13 protein-coding genes are annotated in these 19,014 nt (G+C 39.9%); 6 read left to right on the top strand and 7 right to left on the bottom strand.

Features of this window, described 5'->3' with window-relative positions; all coding sequences use genetic code 11:
- On the bottom strand, nucleotides 1-874 hold an 874-nt coding region (locus KK060_RS16205), incomplete at its 3' end, for a DUF4062 domain-containing protein (protein WP_254154818.1).
- 7 nt (nucleotides 875-881) lie between these two features.
- Nucleotides 882-4,067 carry a hypothetical protein gene (locus KK060_RS16200; RefSeq protein ID WP_254154817.1) on the bottom strand — a complete coding sequence of 1,062 codons (3,186 nt, stop codon included), beginning with the start codon at nucleotides 4,065-4,067 and terminating at the stop codon, nucleotides 882-884.
- Nucleotides 4,068-4,307: 240 nt separating this feature from the next.
- Between KK060_RS16200 and KK060_RS16195 the strand changes: the two genes are divergently transcribed.
- Nucleotides 4,308-6,641 carry an OmpA family protein gene (locus KK060_RS16195; protein ID WP_254154816.1) on the top strand — a complete coding sequence of 778 codons (2,334 nt, stop codon included), beginning with the start codon at nucleotides 4,308-4,310 and terminating at the stop codon, nucleotides 6,639-6,641.
- 114 nt (nucleotides 6,642-6,755) lie between these two features.
- Here KK060_RS16195 and KK060_RS16190 read toward each other — a convergent pair whose 3' ends face one another.
- Both KK060_RS16190 and KK060_RS16185 read right to left on the bottom strand, forming a co-directional pair.
- Nucleotides 6,756-7,001 carry a hypothetical protein gene (locus KK060_RS16190; protein ID WP_254154815.1) on the bottom strand — a complete coding sequence of 82 codons (246 nt, stop codon included), beginning with the start codon at nucleotides 6,999-7,001 and terminating at the stop codon, nucleotides 6,756-6,758.
- Between the two features lie 235 nt (nucleotides 7,002-7,236).
- Nucleotides 7,237-8,421: an S-adenosylmethionine:tRNA ribosyltransferase-isomerase gene (locus KK060_RS16185; protein ID WP_254154814.1), complete on the bottom strand. Its 1,185-nt coding sequence runs from the start codon at nucleotides 8,419-8,421 to the stop codon at nucleotides 7,237-7,239.
- A gap of 97 nt (nucleotides 8,422-8,518) precedes the next feature.
- Between KK060_RS16185 and KK060_RS16180 the strand changes: the two genes are divergently transcribed.
- Entirely contained in the window at nucleotides 8,519-9,580 is a 1,062-nt protein-coding gene (locus KK060_RS16180) for an o-succinylbenzoate synthase (protein WP_254154813.1), read from the top strand.
- A gap of 3 nt (nucleotides 9,581-9,583) precedes the next feature.
- On the opposite strand, the gene KK060_RS16175 is transcribed toward KK060_RS16180, so the two are convergent.
- Together KK060_RS16175 and KK060_RS16170 are read right to left on the bottom strand one after the other, a co-directional pair.
- Entirely contained in the window at nucleotides 9,584-10,456 is an 873-nt protein-coding gene (locus tag KK060_RS16175; RefSeq protein ID WP_254154812.1) for an SDR family oxidoreductase, read from the bottom strand.
- A gap of 139 nt (nucleotides 10,457-10,595) precedes the next feature.
- Nucleotides 10,596-11,378, bottom strand: a complete 783-nt coding sequence (locus KK060_RS16170) for a hypothetical protein (protein ID WP_254154811.1) — start codon at nucleotides 11,376-11,378, stop codon at nucleotides 10,596-10,598.
- 209 nt (nucleotides 11,379-11,587) lie between these two features.
- Here KK060_RS16170 and KK060_RS16165 point away from each other — a divergent pair, with 209 nt between their 5' ends.
- Nucleotides 11,588-12,466, top strand: a complete 879-nt coding sequence (locus KK060_RS16165; protein ID WP_254154810.1) for a bestrophin family protein — start codon at nucleotides 11,588-11,590, stop codon at nucleotides 12,464-12,466.
- A 21-nt stretch (nucleotides 12,467-12,487) separates the two neighbouring features.
- Here the strand turns inward: KK060_RS16165 and KK060_RS25075 are convergent, their stop codons facing one another.
- The gene (locus KK060_RS25075) at nucleotides 12,488-12,610 is read right to left on the bottom strand and encodes a hypothetical protein (protein ID WP_302180103.1); all 123 of its coding nucleotides are present in this window, start codon (nucleotides 12,608-12,610) and stop codon (nucleotides 12,488-12,490) included.
- Between the two features lie 172 nt (nucleotides 12,611-12,782).
- On the opposite strand from KK060_RS25075, the gene KK060_RS16160 reads away from it, so the two are divergent.
- The 3 genes from KK060_RS16160 to KK060_RS16150 are packed head-to-tail and all read left to right on the top strand — an operon-like array spanning nucleotide 12,783 to nucleotide 18,988.
- Nucleotides 12,783-15,143 (top strand): TonB-dependent receptor, encoded by a 2,361-nt coding sequence (locus KK060_RS16160; RefSeq protein ID WP_254154809.1) that lies wholly within the window; start codon nucleotides 12,783-12,785, stop codon nucleotides 15,141-15,143.
- Nucleotides 15,144-15,160: 17 nt separating this feature from the next.
- The gene (locus KK060_RS16155; protein WP_254154808.1) at nucleotides 15,161-16,000 is read left to right on the top strand and encodes a DUF4249 domain-containing protein; all 840 of its coding nucleotides are present in this window, start codon (nucleotides 15,161-15,163) and stop codon (nucleotides 15,998-16,000) included.
- Between the two features lie 60 nt (nucleotides 16,001-16,060).
- Nucleotides 16,061-18,988, top strand: coding sequence for a TolB family protein (locus KK060_RS16150; protein ID WP_254154807.1), 2,928 nt, complete (start codon nucleotides 16,061-16,063; stop codon nucleotides 18,986-18,988).
- The last annotated feature ends 26 nt before the right edge of the window (nucleotides 18,989-19,014 follow it).

Genomic DNA, 19,014 nt, shown 5'->3' with positions numbered 1-19,014 from the left:
GGGTAGGGGATATCCAGATAAGACGTGTAAATTCTTTATTTGCCTCTTTTGATGAGGTGCTCTTTTCCGCTGCTAACTTGTTTTGAATATCTACTACTGATCTGTCAGAATCTTCTGGTATTTCTCCGTACGAACTTCCGATAAGATGAATGGATAGATGGCTTTCTTCAAGATCGCGTCTCACAAGCTTCTCCAGCTCCGCTACATTTCCAGGAAGTGTTTGATTAGGAAGTACAACATACCCATGTCGTTGTAATTCACGTTTTATGATGTTGCGTTGTACCGAAAGATCGTGACCTGTTTCAGCCAGATAGATGGTTTTTCGTTTTAAGATGCTTTTTATTTCAGTCATGTCGCCGCCACTCTTGAGGGAAACAAGTGCGTCATAAATGTCGTAAGCAAGATCTACCATCTTCATCCAATATTGACGCTCTGCTTCTGTACTGAAATAATCTGAATACTCCCTGATCTCCCCTGAATCCGGATCAAGCTGATACATGTCATAACCAATCAGGTCGCTGATTACTGACGGCTGATCCTGAACTGTAAGGGGTGTTTTAAAAACTTTGAATATCCTGTTCCGTATTCTGTCTGTTGCCTGGCTTGTTTTTAAAAAGCCATGTAAGCGTTGCTGGCATTCTTCTGCCTGAACGAACTCTTTTGAAAGAATGGGTACAAGTACGCCTACTTTACTCAATTCAATTGAAGGAGCATCATTATCTGCTTGAAGCAGAATAGTAGATTTTTCTCCAAGAACCTGATTCAACATGAGCTCAAGGAATTTTTTGAATTGAGATACCCAACCCAGTTCATTTTTATTTGCATTGTTGTCATTTCCTGCAAATAGAATCAATACATCAACGTCAAACTTCATAGGGGTTTTATGAGTTAATTGGTGAATATGCTTTTTTACGCTCTGTTATGTTTTTAATCAGTCCCTGAACAAGTTCGTGGTGATTAGCCATCACAAAATAGAAATCGACAAGATCTATTTTGAAGATTACGGTATGTTCCAAGGCTTCAAGGGCAGACGCAGCAACTGCGGGGCCATCCTGAAATAAGTCGCCGTATACGCTACCTTTAGGCAGTATGTTAATTACGGTGTTTTCACTCTTTAGTCTCGCTTCTCCGTGTGCGATAATGAATATAGAAGCATTACTCTCGTTGGAGTTGAACTTTAACTGTTCTGATGGCTTTAAATCAATAGGCACTATCTTATCAACAAGATCGCTGAGAATAGAGCCATAAATGTTCTTAAATACATCCAATTGTTTAATGAACATAACCATTTCAATTCCCAGAAAGAACCCATCATCAAGCCCGTCGAGAAGCTCATTGCTTTCAATAGAAGTATCAAGAAACTTCTTATCCCGGTTGGGTAATCTTTCCCTAATTGCCTGGTAAGACTTTCTTTCTTTATTATACACAACCCATGCTGCAGTTTCTTGCAGTAGCTTATCGCTGTTGAATACCTGCGCTGCCAAACCACGACTTACACGAAAGTCCTGGATATAAGCAGTGGCATGAATGGCGCAAGCCTTAGTCCATCGGTTGTTAAGGTTATAATCCCTGTTGAGGATATAATTGATCACCTGTATCGGTGTATAGCTTTCACGCGGGTAATACAATTGAAGTAACTTCAACTTTTCCTGTGTTGGACTTTCGTCTAATAACGGAATGAGTTTTGGTTTTAATTCCTGGCCAACGAAGAGATCAAGCAGCTCAAGCGCAAAGGCAATATTATCTGGATCGCCAGACTCAAGGTTCTCGCGAACCAGTTGAACCGATTGTGGGTCGTAAAGAATAGAAAGCAGGATAGAGATGTGATCGTAGTTTTCTGCTACCTCTTCTTTTAAAGCCTCCCTCAGGAAGAAGAATTCTTTGGTCTCGGGAAGTTCATGCAGGGCAGCAAGATTCCATATTGTTTTGCTCATCTCGGTTTCGAGAAGGTTCATCACATCACGCGCTTCCCTGTCTTTAGCCCGGTAATTTACGTATCGTAAGGAATAGAGTATTTGCTTGACTATACGCTTATCAGGGTAGTCTGCTTTTCTCCATAGCAGTTCGAGTGCCTGAGGGCCGCCGATTCTTCCCATGATTTGTACAATGCGCAACATGACAAGATCACTTTGCCCTGATTTATGAAAGGCAGCTTCTAAAGTAGGCAACACTGATTCTCCGTTTTCTTTAAGCGCTGCCGCAGCATGATGACCATAGGCCGGAGACACAAGCATCTCAATGAGCACAGGCCATGTCTCAGGACGTTTTACCTTGCGCGCAGTGAGTAATGATTCGAAGCGCACCTTAGGATCTACATCGCGAAGTAACTCAAGCAGAATGAAAATGGTTTTCGGGCTTGTTAATTTCCTAAGCAACTTTGCAGCGAGAATCCGGTCACTTTGCCTGATCGACTTACTCAGCTTCATCAGTTTGTCAGAGGAAATGGAAAGCAGGTCACTGTCTTCTATTTCAGTTCTTGCCTGCAATGCCAACGACCGGATATCGGTTTTTGAAGGATCTTTTTCAATACCAAGAGCCTGTATTTTTTCTTCGGCAAACATTTTGACCTTTTTGTTTTGGCTGTCGGCCAGTCCTATGATTGCGTTTTCAAAAAGAGCAGGCTCCAGCTTTTCCATAAGCTTCAGGCCATAGATTACCTTTTCCTCAGCTGTACTGCTTACTTCTTTTTCCAGCAGGCTGTTAATTGTATATTCTTTTTTGGTAATCTGAGTTTGTGTAGTTTCTTTATTTTGAAGTAAGGTGTTTTGTAATGTTTGCTTGTACTTCCGGTGCATACGATTGGTAGCGATATACCAGATAATAAAAGCAGGAATGGTAAATGCTGTCACATAAATTAGATCGTAAAGGTGTAGCTGTGTAATAAGAATGATAAGGGCTGCAGCTACTACGTTGGCAAAGGCAGTTACAATGCCTTCAATTTTCGTTTGTACATCAATCCTTATTTGTGCCTGAATAGGCAGCAGGTACAATTTAAAAGTAGGGTTGTCAATCGCTTCTTTCAATGAACGGATAAACAACTTACTCATGGCAATAACCATGAAATACACCACAAAAGAAGAGTCAGTAGGGGAATATCCAAAAATTAATCCGACTACCAGGGCTATAACAGTAAATGCTCCGATAAGAAGTGGGTTGATCAACAACGATACCCTCATTCCATATTCATGATTAATTCGATCAGTTGCAAATACGTCTACAAGAAAGCTAAAGATTACAACCGTACCCTCAAACAAACTGATGAAGTTGGCAAGTCTCTCCGTGTCCATGTAAAGGGTGGTCACGTTAAGGAAAGAATAGTCTACAAAGTTCACTGCTATCATTGAGAAAATGATGAACAATGACATATACATAATATAGCGGTTCTTTACGAAGTCATATAGCTCAAGCTTCTTATACATTTTACGTTCTTGCGAGAAGGTAAGTACCTTATTCACATGGCGTAAACTGAGGTATACAAAGAGAAACAGAAAAATGCTGATGCTTGCCAGGGCAACCGTAAAAAGTGTTTCTGTTTGAACAAAGTCAGGAAAGTTCGTGAGCAGAACAGGTATAGTGAAGAATGCAATGAACGTAGCAATCATGGCACCGATATCAACCGTGCCCACCAGGCGTTTTGATTGACGATGGTTAAATAGACGTCCAAAGGATCCCCAGAATACCAGGTATACAAGAAACGAGAATGGAATGATCATCGTGAAACCGAATTCATACATTTTATTGGGATCAGAAAAAGCGGTTTCTCCGAATTCAATAAAAGCAGTCAATCCGGTAACAAGAGCCAGGCTAATGGTGGCCAGAACGGGAAAGGGAATGCGATTCTGAAAGAAGTTATAGAGCGAAGTTGCCCCCAGGCCATAAAGACCACCCTTTAAAAGGGCGTAAGGAAGATCGTCAGTTTCGCTGAAATGCAGAAGGTAAAGGGATTGCGAAGCCACACTAAGGGTCGCAATAAACACCCCCATGAAGAAACCCATCAGAAACAGTAGGGACACACGTCCTGCTTCGTCAGGTTCTATATTCATGAACCTTAACAGTCTTTCCTTCATATAAGTCGGCTAATAAACTTAAATTTCGTTATTCTGTACGTAAAATCCTATGGCTGGTTGCCTTCAACACTTGCTTTCTATTAGTGAACCGCTTTAAAACGGGAATTTTTTGAGTATTAACGGCTATTTAAATTCTGGATTTTTAAGGGATTTTGCTATGCCTTGTAAGATTCCGGCGGAAATAAAGCTTTAAGGGCCTTAAAAACTTTGTACGTTTGATATCTTAAACCCGAGTTATTTATGAATAGAAAGGCTGTTTTTTTCAGTTTCGTACTGTTAGCCTTAGCACAAATGGCTTTAAGTCAGGCAAATAAAAAATCATTAGCCGAAGCTGAGCGCTTTTTTGGGATCAAGGCATACGACCAGGCTCTTCCGCTGTTTATAGAGGCGATTAATGCTGGGGAGAAAAATCCTTCAGTGCATTACAAAGCAGGCGTTTGTTACCAGAAAACAGGAGAAACAAATCAGGAAATTAAAGCAATTCCTCTTTTTGAATATGCCCTGGCTAATGGTAAAGATTTTCCGCCATCTGTTTATTTTGATTTGGGATATCTTTACTTAAAGGACGAAAGCCTGCAAAAGGCACTGAATGCGTTTAATACATATAAAGGATTGGTAAAAGCTGACAAGGCTGCCGTTGCCAAGGCCGATCAGGCACTAAACACATGCAATACGGCAATCGCTCTGATGTCCGTGCCAAGAAACATACCTGTAAGTAATTTCGGTTCTATTATCAACACACAATATACTGAGTACAATCCTGTAGTATCAGCCGACGAAAGTATTATGGCCTTTACTGCCTTGAGACCGAATACAGGTAAAACACGTTCGGGCGATAAATTTATTGAAGAAATATATATCTCCTATAATAACTCTGGCACATGGAGTGAACCTAAGTTGGTGCCTGTGGCGTCTGAATACAACGTGGGTACTGCGGGTATTTCGCCTGATGGACAAAAGATGCTTATATATATGGGAGCAGTAACAGACCCTGGTAGCTTGTTTCAAATTACACGCTCAGGTGAAAGTTGGTCTAAACCTGGTATAATAGCTCCTGTTATTAATACACCAAAATATCTTGAATCTACCGCCAGCATAACGCCCGATGGTAAAACAATCTACTTTGCAAGTGACAAAGCAGGTGGATTTGGCGGGTTGGATATTTATAAAACAACACTTCAGAACAATGGTACATGGTCTAGCCCTGTTAACCTGGGGCCTGCTGTGAATTCAAAAGCAAATGAAGATGCTCCATTTATCCATCCTGATCAAAAGACACTTTTCTTTACATCCGACGGACATAACTCAATGGGCGGCCGTGACATCTTCGTTACGAAGTTCGTTCACAACAAATGGACTGCCCCTGAAAACATGGGCTATCCTGTAAATACAACCGCTAACGATAATTACTTTACGCTTATCGCTGATGGAACCAGAGGTTATTTTTCATCAGACAGAAAAGGTGGTGCTGGAGGGCAAGATATTTACTTCCTGAACATGCCTGCAGAAGCTGCGAATATTCCTTTAACAATGATAAAAGGAAAGATATTGAATGCTGAAACAGGCAAGCCAATGCCTACCAAAATTTATCTGATAGATAATCAAACCAATAAAAAACTTGACTTCGTTTACAATCCTGATCCTGAGACCGGAAATTATCTTGTAATTCTTCCTCCTGCGAAGAACTACGACATGGTTATAGAATCAGAAGGCTTTTTACCATATACCCTGAACATTAATGTTCCTAACCAGGATTACTTCTATGAGCTTTACCAGATGATCAGTCTGAAGACGATCAAGCAATTTGATGTGGTAGTAGGTCAGGAAGTACAGGTGAAGAATGCATTCTATGATACAGATCAGGATGTTAAAGCAGATTTAAGAAAAACACATGAAGCTAAGTTGGTGCAAACCGGTAATGTTGATGTTTACGATATGATGCTTGACCTGATGGCAGCCAAAGATAAAGATGGTATTGAGTACCTGGTTGGGCTCATAGAGCATAAAGACCCAGTTGAAGCTGTTAATTTTGATGATCCAAAGAATTCTAAAATTGAAGTTGCTGCCCGCACATATTACTACGATGAGAGCGACGAGAGCAAGTTTGAACAGAAGAATGTTGGAGGAAAAACAATCTTTTCGTTGCCTACCATGATCGTGGCTGAAGAGGCGAAGAAGCAAAGAAATCAACCTGCCAAAAAAGCTACAGAAGTTGATAAGTCTTTGTTAGCCAAGGCTGCAAAGATTTATTTTGATGCAGGTAAGAGTGATTTAAAGACACAGTACAATACAGAACTTGATAATATTCTTGAAGTATTGAAAAAATACCCAGATCTTGGAGTAGAAATATCTGGTTTTGCTTCAGCAGAAGGTTCAGAAGATCTCAACAGAGAACTCTCTAATAAAAGGGCAATTGCTGTACTGGATTACATCAACCACCGTGGCGTGGTACGCAGAAGAATAGTAGCGAAAGGGTATGGAGCAAGTAAAGATCAAAGCTCTTCTAAAGAAGAAGGCAGAAGGGTAGAAGTTAGAATTGTCGATCTGAACGCGATTACCATTTCATCAAGATAATAAGCCGTAGTTGTTAAAACCACCTCAACTTGTATTGGGGTGGTTTTTTTATGCCCAGTTTTGTACCCTAAAGGACCTTGATTATCTGACTGTTGTGAATTCCTCCATAGGCTATTAACCTTTAAGCCAAACAATCTGAATAAGTAGAACCATCTGCGGAACTTTCAAGAGATCGTACCCCGTCTGCACCTCCCATACATGGCTTATAAATAGCTTGGGAATGAATCCTGCCAGCACCATGCCAGCGCCATGCGAGCACCGTGTCTGCGAGAAATAGGGGTAGTTTCTCGCAGACATACCGCACGCACGGTGCTGGCAAGGTGCTCGCATCGTAGATTCCGAACGCTCTCTGCCTGTCATTGTACCAAGTGGTAATTAATTGAATTCTCTAATTCCCAGATAAATTGAGCTGGGTGCATGCTTTTTATTGGACTTAAATCGCTTTTGACACTATTTGTCAAAAACAGGTAGGTTGCCTCAAAAATAACACTTAAGGCAAGAATTCATGTAAATCCAAAGGGTTGTGCAATATACGGCTCTTTTGGTGGTATTAGGGTGCAATTACCTTTTATCGCCCTATTAGCAAAGAAGATAATTAAGGGATGAGCAATGAACTGTCTCCATAGCTGAGAAACCGGTAGCCTTTGTCAAGAGCTTCCTGGTAAACCTGTTTCCAGTGCTCTCCAAGTAAAGTAGCTATCAGCAAAATAAGGGTGGAGCCGGGCTGATGAAAATTTGTAATGAGTCCGCTGCAGATCTTAAAAGAATATCCTGGTTTTATAAAGATAGAAGTTTCGCCAACAAGGTAATCGGTTTGTTTTTCCTCCATCAGGGAAAGGATTGCCTGAAGTGCTTCCCTTTGTGATGGAGGGTTTTTAATCGAGTAAGGATACTGTTGTGAAATGTTGAATGCTGTATCTTTATCCAAAAGAAGTTTTACGCCATACCAATACAAGCTTTCCAAGGTTCGCATTGAAGTTGTTCCTACAGGTATAACAAATATGTCTTTTGTTAAAAGACTTTCAACGTTGTGTCTATGCACGATGATTTGCTCCTTATGCATCACATGCTCATGGACATTCTCCGTTTTGATGGGTTGAAATGTACCTGCACTTACATGCAGCGTGAGGAAATCGTGAGGGATGTTCCTTTTTTTGAGGTCGTCAAATACCCTTGTTGTAAAATGAAGGCCCGCTGTTGGCGCCGCCACTGCGCCTTCGTAATGGGAGTAGATGGTTTGGTAACGATCTCGATCTGCTTCTTCCGCAGGCCGTCTTAAATAAGGAGGTAGCGGTGTTTTTCCTATCGATTCAATAACCTCGGCAAAGCTTTGATTGCCATTCCACACAAACCTTACCGTGCCTTCAACCCGATTGATAAGCGTAGCCTCAAGCTTTATGTCAGAAATTTCCTTTACAAGAACGAGCCCTTCGTTCCATCGCTTTAAGTTTCCGATCGTACAGTTCCACGTACAAGTGCGCTGTGCCTTCATTGTTTCCATCAACAACGTTGATGGCTCAACAGGGTTCAAGAGGAAAATTTCTATTTGCGCTCCTGTATCTTTTTCGAACTGAAGCCTTGCAGGAATAACTTTGGTATTGTTGAAAAAAAGAAATGCGTTGGCAGGAAGGTGTTCAGGCAAAGTTTTAAATACCGTGTGTGCAATATTTTTTCCTTTGCTTATAAGAAGTTTTGCCTCGTCTCTTTGTGCAAGAGGGTAGAGGGCTATTCTTTCCTGAGGAAGATCATATTCAAAATCTCTTAAGTTCAAAATATCCATAGCGGCACAAAGCTAAATACTTCCAGAGATTATTCATGTAATTATTGATTTAGGTAATAATGGATTGTGATTACATTAGTGCCTTTCTGTTTTTCAAATGCCGCTACAAGCCAAATATTTTAAAAAAACATTCCAGTTCAATTTTAAAGCCCGTACGTCACGTGGTGCAATGGACGACAAAACATCCTGGTTTATAAATATATGGGATGATAAAAATCCTTCTGTGAAAGGAATTGGAGAATGTGGTCCACTACCAGGCCTAAGTATCGATCATAAACCCGATTTAGAAGAGGTAATAAAGTCTGTTATTAGCAAACTTCCGCGGCTTGAAAGCGTCGACCTCCCCACGTTGTCGAAGATAGTACCCCCGGCGAATCCTTCCATTCTTTTTGCTTTTGAAACTGCGCTTCTTGATCTGAATAATGGCGGCAAAAGAATAATCTACAATAATGATTTTATAGCGGGAAAAGGACTACCTATAAATGGGTTGATATGGATGGGTGACATGAATTTTATGATGGACCAGGTCAGCGAAAAAATAGAGAAAGGTTTTACATGTATCAAACTTAAGGTGGGTGGACTCGATTTCGATAAAGAATGTGACATCATCAGTTCAGTCAGAAAAAAATATGCTAAGGATGTGATAACTATTCGACTGGATGCAAATGGGGCGTTTAAGACAGAAGATGTTCATGACAAGTTAGATCGCTTATCAAAATTTGACATTCATTCCATAGAGCAACCCATTAAACCAGGAATGGCGGAGATGGAGGAGCTTTGCATGACATCACCGATCCCGATTGCATTTGATGAGGAGTTAATTGGTAAAACTACAACAGCAGAAAAAACAAAGTTGTTGCAGAAGCTGAAGCCTCAATATATTATCCTTAAACCTACTTTGCACGGCGGACTTTCCGGCACCGCAGAATGGATTTCGATAGCTGAAAGTTTGAACATCGGATGGTGGATAACGTCAGCCTTAGAATCCAATATCGGGCTTAATGCCATTTGTCAATTCACAGCTAACTATGATATCCGCATTCCTCAGGGATTGGGTACCGGTGCTATTTATACAAATAATTTTGAATCGCCCTTAAAAGTTGAGAAGGGATATATTTATCTGAAGCCAGATTTGCTCTGGCAGGAAATTCAATTCTAAGGTTTAGGGAAGTTTTTTGACAAAATCTTTCAGAAGCGTTGAAGGCTTTCCTAATTCTTCCCAGGTTTCCTGTGCGCTGAATTGTTCAGGATAGTTATTCAGTGCTTCGAGGATATGCGCACCATAGTTCATCGAAGTACTAAATATTCCCAAGAATTTTAAAAGCGTTATTGGTGCTTTTCTGATTTTTAATTTGGCTCCTTGATAATGCTTTACATATTCCTCAACAGCTTCATCTGCCGTATAGCCTTCCGGTCCTTGAATCGTATACTCCTTATTCTCGTCTTTCAGAATGCTAAAAGAACGTGCAACCTGTTTACCATAATCGTTCGCTGCAATTATGTACATTTTATGGAGAGAGTTGCCAGCAAGCATCATGTTGTTTCCCTGCCTGTAGTTATGATGCACGCTTTCCATAAAAGTAGAAGGATAAAATATAGTATAAGGAATTCCGGAGCTTCTGATAAGATCTACAGCTTGTTTTTTAATATCAAATACCCACCAGTTGAAATTATTTCTTCCCTGGTAGTTTATAACGAGAGAACTAATAAAGGCTATTCTTTTTACATGTGTCTTTTTTGCTGCAGTTAGTATGTTCTTCAAACCTTCGGCTTCGGTATGAAAATCACCTGGCCTTTCATTTCTCTTAATGTTAAGGTTAATGTAAACAGCATCATGATTAGTAAAGGCTTTTTCAAGAGATTGTAAATTTTGCAAATCACCTTCTGAAAGCGTTACATTCGGCGGCAATATTTTTAGTGCTTGTTTTTTGTTGCGTACAAGGGTCGTAATTTGAAATCCTGCCTGTGCAAGTTCCTGTACTACAGGTTTGCCAAGCATGCCTGTACCACCGACAACAAGTATTTTACTAATCATTAAGAATAAAGTACTGTAATAAGTATAAGTCCCATTACGTGTAACACCTGCTTTTGTTTAAAGAATATAAAAAAAAAGCTCTTCCTTTATATCTAAAGAAGAGCTTATCTTAAAATTTCTTTAATGATTGTGCCTATCGTTACTTATTCAATTCACCCAATGCCTTTTCAAGTTCTTCATTCAAGCCTGCATTTGCCAGAGAACTTTTTAGACCTTCAATTAAAAAGTTAGGAACCTTTTCACTCCGTCTGATCTTATTTTTTATCTCAGCAATCATTTCAAGAGCGGTTTCCTTATCCTTTAAATCTGTTTTTTCTTTTAGTTTTTCTTCAAGGTTATCCCATGCGTTTACCTGTTTAACCTGTGTTTGCTGGCGGGTAACCGATGCAGTGCTCTCACTGGTGCGCTGATCAATGCATTGGTTATATTCAGCAATGATCTGATCAAGCTGTTTCTTACCATAAACACCATCGTCTATTTTTTTAGACACTGTTTCGCAATCGTGCAGGAAACGCGTCATTAATTTCTTAAACGTTAGGTTTGGAACTTCAAGGGTAGTGCCGTCTCTTTTTACAAGGCATAATCCGTCATAATTAACCTGGTTTTCCTGCTGAAAAGCATATAAAGAAAGATATCCCGGTGTTATAAGTTTCATAAAAGTATATCCGGCAGGCAATTTAACAGGATGGTATACCTCATTATTAAATTTAAAACCCCGTATCTGAAAGATAGAATAAGTGTTTTTCTTCTTATCCTGGGTGGTAATTTGCACTTTTTTGTCAGGTCCGTAAGTAAGCGGTCTTACCTTACCTGCAATGGTATCACCCTTTGCAGTAACAACAAAATCCTGTGCTTTTGCACATTGATAAACCAATAGGAATATAACGAGAAGTAAAATGTGAACAACAGAAAATGTTTTCATGAAAAAAGTTTGCATAAAAATAATACTCTTCTTCTGAATTAGTCTTTCTTTCAGGCATTTTAAACGATTTGCTTCTTTCAATATTTTATGTATTATACAAAAGTCGAAAATAACTTGCGCTTCAAAGGCATGTACTTGCTGCTTCAAAGGCATGTCTTTTTGCAAATCAGTCTTTCTTACGTTTAATTTGCGGCCTTAACTTTTTTAGTATGGTAAAGTATGACCCGAAGCAATGGCTCTCATTAATTCTGCATACCTACAGCAGGCAAGTGATGAAAACCCTGACTCCGGTTTCAATTGTCATGCTTTTGTACACGACGTTATGCTGCTACTTGTATATAGATGTGTTTGAACTGCATCTGAATAAGTTTCAGCCATCTGTGTCTGTCTCTTCAATATTGGGTATTGTACTGGGTTTGTTTCTTGTTTTTAGGACCAATACCGCATACGACAGATGGTGGGAGGGAAGGAGACTCTGGGGAGGCTTGGTTAACAGCACCAGAAATTTTGCCTTAAAACTCAATTCTTATTTGCTGAAGGAAAATCATGAAGACCGGGCCTGGTTTGCAGCAATGATTCCAAACTTTGTGTTCGCGATGAAGGAACACTTAAGGCAAGGTGTTCAGCTGAATCAGTTAGAGCATTTGGACGAGAAATTTAATGAAGACTTAAAGAAATATAAACATAAGCCTAACAAAATCTCGGCACTGCTTTATGAGAGAGTAAATCAGTTATATAAGGATGGTGTTTTTACCGGTTACCAGCTAATTAACCTTGATAAGGAGCTTAAAGATTTTATCGACCTGATGGGGGCTTGTGAGCGCATTAAAAATACGCCCATACCTTATTCATATATGATGTATGTAAAGAAATTTATCGTTATATACATTATTATACTGCCCTTTGGTTTCATTAGTACTTCTGGTTACTATACTATACCCATTGTTGTGCTTATTACTTTTGTATTAATGAGTGTTGAGCTGATAGCAGAAGAGATTGAAGATCCTTTTGGTACTGACCTCAACGACCTGCCAACTGATACCCTGGCGGAAAGAATGAAGGATAATGTAAAGGAAATTCTATTGTAGTATTTGAGTTGGTGATGTAGATCAAACGATTGTGCTGATGATAAAGTAGATGAAGATCAACAAAATCAGCACGGCATACATGATCAGATCAACGCGTACATATGGTTTATATTGTTGATACAATTCTTTTAGTTTTCTGAGCATTCCCTGTAATTATTCTATAGTAAATCCGACTTCTAAGGTAACTATTTATCGGTTTATTCGTGTTGATAATGTCGCAATTTGAAAAGGTATTTACCTTTTTTTCAAAAAGTGAAAGGATGCAATAGGGGTAAATACTTTTCGGATTGTCTAACAGAAAAAAATATAACCACCCATGTTAAGATACTTGCTTGTTCTAACTTTTTTATTTCAATTCTTTACAGCCCAATCGCAGGAGAAGGTCACATTAAATGGCTACGTGCGTGATGCTGGTAATGGAGAGGAGCTTATCGGTGTTACAGTTTTTATTCCTTCCCTAAAGGCAGGTACTGTAACTAACGATTATGGTTTCTATGCCATAACAGTTCCTAAAGGAACTTACGATATCCAATACAGTTTTGTCGGCTATAAGATCGAGAACGTTAAGCTCGAATTAAATGGCAACACATCCAGAAATATAGAGCTTTCAACAGAAGCAGAGCAGATGGATGAGGTTGTTATTGAGGCGAAGCCGCTTGATGAAAACGTGGCGTCTGTTCAAATGAGTAAAAACACCGTGAACATGACACAGGTGAAAAAACTTCCGGCACTGTTTGGGGAGGTAGATATTATTAAGAACATACAGATGATGCCCGGTGTGATTACAGCAGGAGAAGGAACATCTGCTTTTTTCGTTCGTGGTGGAAGTGGCGACCAGAACCTCATTCTTATTGATGAAGCACCGGTATACGACCCATCACACTTGTTTGGTCTGTTCTCTGTTTTTAATGCCGATGTTATCAAGGATTCAGAAATCTACCGTGGTGGTATACCCGCGCGTTATGGTGGAAGACTTTCTTCTATTGTTGATGTTCGCACAAAAGATGGTAATAACAAGTGTTATGAAGTAAATGGTGGTATAGGCACCCTTGCAAGTCGTGTGGCTATAGAAGGACCCATTGTAAAGGATAAGAGCTCTTTTATTGTATCGGGCCGCAGGTCTTACGCAGACTTGTTCTTAAGAGCGGCAGGTGAAGACAACATTGTCTATTTCTATGATATAAATGCAAAAGTCAACCTGAAGTATAATAACAACAACAGATTCTTCCTTTCATTTTACAACGGTAGGGATGTATTCAAGTTCGGCGGCGATTTTGGTTTTAACTGGGGAAATATGACCGGTACATTCCGTTGGAATCATTTGTTCAATGACAGATTGTTCATGAACACCTCCCTTATCGCTTCTAACTTTGATTACAAGCTTGGTCTTGATGATGCTATTTCGGGCTTTGAGTGGACTTCTAACCTACAGGAGCTAAGCCTTAAAAATGATCTTTCGTATGCTTTAAATACAAAGAACGAGCTTTCATTCGGTTATCATTTAACAGGAAGAAGCTTCTCGCCAGGGCATATTCAACCTACATCAGGCAGCTCCTTTTTCTCGGAGCTGAAATTGGAAAAAATGTATGCACTTGACCACGGAATTTACGTGAGCAACCAACAGAAGGTAAGTGACAAATTTATGCTTGATTATGGTCTTCGCCTCTCTGTTTTTCAGAACGTAGGTACAGCAGATGTCTATTTATACAGAGATCCGAAGGATAATGTACAGCAGGATAGAACCGATACATTGCATTATGATGCATGGCAAACAATAAAGACTTATGTTAACCTCGAGCCACGCTTAGGTATACGTTATGCGCTTGATGAAAAGCAATCAATAAAAGTATCATATAACCGAATGGTTCAGAACACACATTTGCTTGCATCCGGAACAGTGCCTGTGCCATTTAATACATGGAATCCCAGCAGTTACTATCTGAAACCACAGCTTGCAGACCAAATTGCTGGTGGGTACTTCAGAAACTTTAATAATAACATGTATGAATTCTCTATTGAAGGTTATTACAAGGATTTCAAAAATGTGACTGACTTTGCTGATAACGCACAGTTGTTTTTTAATGACGATTTGTCTACGGAATTCAGGCAGGGAGACTCATGGTCCTACGGAGCTGAACTAATGCTGAATAAAAAGCAGGGAAAGCTTATCGGTATGGCTACCTATACATGGTCTAAAACGATGCGTGAAATACCTGGAGTTAATCAAGGCAAGGAGTTTCCTGCCAACCATGACAGGCGGAATGTTGTGAATATACAGGCATCTTATGACCTAAATGAGAAATGGACTTTTGGAGCTGCCTTTACCTATAGTACTGGTCGCCCAATAACATTGCCAGAGGGAAAATATGAGTTTGGTACATACAATCCCGATCATATCACAGATAGAAACCGTTATAGGCTGCCAGACTTCCATAGACTTGATCTTTCCGTAACGCTTAATCCAAGAAAGAACTTGTCGAGGAAATGGAAGGGACAATGGGTGTTCTCCGTTTACAACGCATACAACAGGCAAAATCCGTTCACCGTGTACACCAGGACAAAAGAAGATGATGATGGAAATGTGGTAGGAGATGGTACTGAAAAAGAAGCGCGCCTGATCTATCTTTTCCCAATTCTTCCGTCGGTTACTTATAATATCAAATTCAATTGCTTTTAATTGATAATACAACATTTATGAAAACCAGATTTTTAAATATATTCATATTGTCCCTGGCGATTGCACTTGCTTCGTGTGATGAACCCTTTAAGCTTGACCCTAAACAAACTGTAGAGAAAGTAGTCATAGAAGGGCTTGTTACTGATCAGCCCAACAGGCAAAGTGTGAAATTGTCGAAGACAAACTCGTTCTATAGCACAGGCCCATCGCCAAGAATTTCAAATGCAGTGGTAACAGTGAGTGATGACCTCGGCAAAACGGTTAACTTTATTCATAATCCGCGTAACCACCGTGATTCGGTTGGGATATACATTCCTGAAGAAGCGTTTACAGGAGAAATAGGAAGAACTTACAAATTACGAGTAGACATTGAAGGTGAAATTTTTGAAGCGGAGGACATGCTTGCCCAGGTTTCTAAAATAGATTCATTAAGCTACGAAATTGATGAGGATGAGGTCGACGACCCGGAAGTAGAAGGAAAGATATATGAAGTATTGATGTACATCAAGGAGCCGAAGGATGAAGTGAATTTTTATCTGATTAAGTTCTATAGGAACGGTGTTCTTACATTGTATGATAACAATGACATCTATATCAGTGATGATGAAATATTGGCTGAAAATATCGATGGTGTTGCGGGGCCAACGATATACGGAATAGGGGATGAAGCAAAGGTTGAATTATACAGTTTAAGCCGCCGCGGGTATGTATTCTATAGTGACTTAAGTAACATCTTAAACGGAGATGGTGGAATGTTCGGTCCGGTGCCATCTTCACCCAGAACAAACCTCTCCAATGGAGCTTTGGGCTTCTTCCAGGTAAGTGCTATTCAAAGTAATACCATAAAAGTGGAATAGTTTACTGAAAAGCTTGCTTTTTATAAAAGGGAGTTGAATATTTCATGGAGAACGAAAGCCATGAAAGTTCAGCTCCTTGTTTTTGTCAGCCTGTTAGCCTATTATGTTAAAGCACAAGACGTACTCGAGACCAATCCCCCTTCCATAAAGTGGTCCCAGATCAATACAAAGAACTTCCGCATTCTTTTTCCAAAAGGGTTTGATGAGCAAGGGCAGCGCATGGCTAATACCCTTGAGCATATTCATGAAGCTGAAGCCCGATCGTTAGGGTCATTACCTGGAAAACTCTCAGTGATTCTTCAAAATCAATCATCGACAAGCAATGGGTTCGTTTCTATTCTTCCCAGAAGGTCAGAGTTTTATACCATGCCCAGCCAGGATTATAATTTTATTGGTACTAACGATTGGTTGAACACGCTTGCGGCGCATGAGTACAGGCATGTGGTGCAATATGCGCATGCAAACAGAGGTTTTAACAGGTTAGCGTATTACTTGTTTGGCGCTACAACACTAGCCGGATTATCACAAGCTGCAGCTCCATCATGGTTTTGGGAAGGAGATGCAGTTGCAACAGAAACAGCGTTTACGCATAGTGGGCGCGGTAAGATTCCGAATTTTGCGTTGGCATTCAAGACCAATATTTTAGAAGGGCGAGAATTCAACTATCATAAACAATACCTGCGATCGTATAAACATTTTATTCCTGATCATTATGTTTTAGGATATCACATGGTAGGCTACCTGAGAAAGAGAACCAATGATCCGGAAATATGGGGAAAGGTAACTTCTCACGCATGGAATGTTCCCTTTATCCCGTTTGCCTTTTCCAATGCCATCAAAAAGGAAAGTAATTTGTATGTAACAGGACTATATCGGGAGATGGTTAAAGATTTGAAACAAGAATGGAAAGAACAGCTTGATAAAAAAACGCTTACCGCGTTTACGAATGTTACAGAACGTAAAGGACCAGCTTATACAGATTATCAGTATCCCCAAGTGCTTGCTGATGGAAGAGTGATAGCCATGAGAAGTGGCATAGGAGATATTGCTCAGTTTGTAACTATTGATAAGAATAAGACAAAGATTTTTACGCCAGGTTTCATTAACGATTCAGGAATGCTGTCGGCGCATGGATCTACCATTGTTTGGAATGAATACGGATACGATCCGCGCTGGCTTGTAAAGAACTATTCATTGATAAAAGCTTATTCATTAAAAACCCGTAAGCGCTACATAATAGGCGGAAAAAAAGAACGGTATGGCAGCGCGGCTATTTCTCCGGACGAAACAAAAATTGTTGCCGTGAGAACGGATACGGATTATAAAACACAACTCGTTATTCTCTCCTTTCCGGAAGGAAAAATTTTAAAAACATTCCCCAACGAAGAGAATCATTTCTACTCCATGCCGAGATGGTCAGATGATAGTAATAAAATAGTTATTCTGAAGACTTCTAGTGAGGGAAAGGCACTTGTTATTATGAACGAGGCAGATGGCAGCGAGCAGATAATATTACCATACGGACAAGAGAATTTTGGGTATCCTGTATTGTATAAGAATCATCTTTTTTTCAATTCACCTGTAAATGGTGTTGATAATATTTATGCTATGGACCTGCATACAAAAGCACGTTACCAGGTAACGGAAAGTAAGTACGGTGCATTTAATGCAAGCATCACGCCGGATGGAAGAACTATTTATTACAACGACCAGACGCGCAACGGTCTTGATGTTGTTAGCATTCCATATGACACAACAAACTGGAAAAGATTCTCAGCTGAAAGTACACCACAGATCTATGAACAATTACTGGTAGAGCAGGAGGGGAGAGAAACGCTCCTCGATAGTGTCCCTCGCATTACGCATCCTGTCACAAAGTATTCTAAACTAAGAGGCTTGATAAATCCCTACACGTGGGGCTTTTATGTAAATAACGCATTAACGGAAGCAAATATTGGTATTACATCTCAGGATCTGTTGAGTACAACACGTGTTGATGTAGGATATAACTTTGATATCTATGAACGAGTTTCTGCCTGGCGCGCAGCAGTGACATACCAAGGAATCTTTCCTATCATTGACGTATCTGCATCTATTGCAAATCGTTCAGTAAATGAAGGATCAGCAAGCTTCTATGATACATTACAAACTCCGGTTTCTGTGACTACAAGAGACGTTAAATTCGAATGGCGTGAAAAGAACTTGCAGGCAGGTGTGCGTATTCCATTGGTGCTTACCTCTTCCAGATATTCTACTCAACTGTCGTTTGGTAATTCCGTTGGACTTACAAATGTGAGTGATTTTAAAAATAATATCGATACAATCGACTCCAGAATTATTCCTACCGGAGAAGGAAGATCCTACTTTTTTAGAGATTATGTAGATCAGGGCAACTTACTATACAACACCTTTAATGTAAGTGCAAGCCGGCTATTAAAGCAGTCCCCTAGGGATATTAATAGCAAATGGGGACAGGCATTTAATTTCTGGTACTACAATACTCCCTATGGTGGTGATTATGATGGTCAGCAGTTTTCGTTTACTGGTATTCTTTATCTTCCAGGTCTTTTTAAGCATCATTCGCTTTGGGGATATTGGGCTTACCAGAAAACAAGGATAGTAAATGAAAGAGATAACTATATTTTCAGAAATAGAATTCCTTTCCCCAGAGGATATTCAGCGTCAAGGTTTCAGGATTTTTATGCTTTCTCTGTTAACTATACAATGCCTGTTTGGTATCCTGATGTTGCTTTAGGGCCTGTGGTTAACATTCAACGTCTCAGAACAAATTTATTTATGGACTATGGTTTTGGAGATAACAAGTCATTTAACCAGAGCTTACGCTACAACTCCATTGGCATTGAAGCCAGTGTTGACATAAACGTTTTAAGATTTTTGCCGCAGCTTGATATCGGCGTTCGCTACAGCTATGGGATAAGCCCGTCAGTTACTAAGCTCGAGTTTTTAATTGGCACTTTGAATTTCTAGTATGTTGCCAGAGGAGTATCGTATAA

It is taken from the genome of Chryseosolibacter indicum (genome assembly GCF_018598585.1).
Taxonomy (GTDB): Bacteria; Bacteroidota; Bacteroidia; order Cytophagales; family Cyclobacteriaceae; genus Chryseosolibacter; species Chryseosolibacter indicus.
Note: the sequence above shows the minus strand (reverse complement) of the source record. Positions and strands in the feature narration are given on the sequence as shown.

Bases quoted from the DNA above. Each gene is read 5' to 3' on its own strand.
- KK060_RS16200 (WP_254154817.1), bottom strand. From the start codon at position 4,067: ATGAAGGAAAGACTGTTAAGGTTCATGAATATAGAACCTGACGAAGCA.
- KK060_RS16195 (WP_254154816.1), top strand. From the start codon at position 4,308: ATGAATAGAAAGGCTGTTTTTTTCAGTTTCGTACTGTTAGCCTTAGCA.
- KK060_RS16190 (WP_254154815.1), bottom strand. From the start codon at position 7,001: ATGACAGGCAGAGAGCGTTCGGAATCTACGATGCGAGCACCTTGCCAG.
- KK060_RS16185 (WP_254154814.1), bottom strand. From the start codon at position 8,421: ATGGATATTTTGAACTTAAGAGATTTTGAATATGATCTTCCTCAGGAA.
- KK060_RS16180 (WP_254154813.1), top strand. From the start codon at position 8,519: ATGCCGCTACAAGCCAAATATTTTAAAAAAACATTCCAGTTCAATTTT.
- KK060_RS16175 (WP_254154812.1), bottom strand. From the start codon at position 10,456: ATGATTAGTAAAATACTTGTTGTCGGTGGTACAGGCATGCTTGGCAAA.
- KK060_RS16170 (WP_254154811.1), bottom strand. From the start codon at position 11,378: ATGAAAACATTTTCTGTTGTTCACATTTTACTTCTCGTTATATTCCTA.
- KK060_RS16165 (WP_254154810.1), top strand. From the start codon at position 11,588: ATGGTAAAGTATGACCCGAAGCAATGGCTCTCATTAATTCTGCATACC.
- KK060_RS25075 (WP_302180103.1), bottom strand. From the start codon at position 12,610: ATGCTCAGAAAACTAAAAGAATTGTATCAACAATATAAACCATATGTA.
- KK060_RS16160 (WP_254154809.1), top strand. From the start codon at position 12,783: ATGTTAAGATACTTGCTTGTTCTAACTTTTTTATTTCAATTCTTTACA.
- KK060_RS16155 (WP_254154808.1), top strand. From the start codon at position 15,161: ATGAAAACCAGATTTTTAAATATATTCATATTGTCCCTGGCGATTGCA.
- KK060_RS16150 (WP_254154807.1), top strand. From the start codon at position 16,061: ATGAAAGTTCAGCTCCTTGTTTTTGTCAGCCTGTTAGCCTATTATGTT.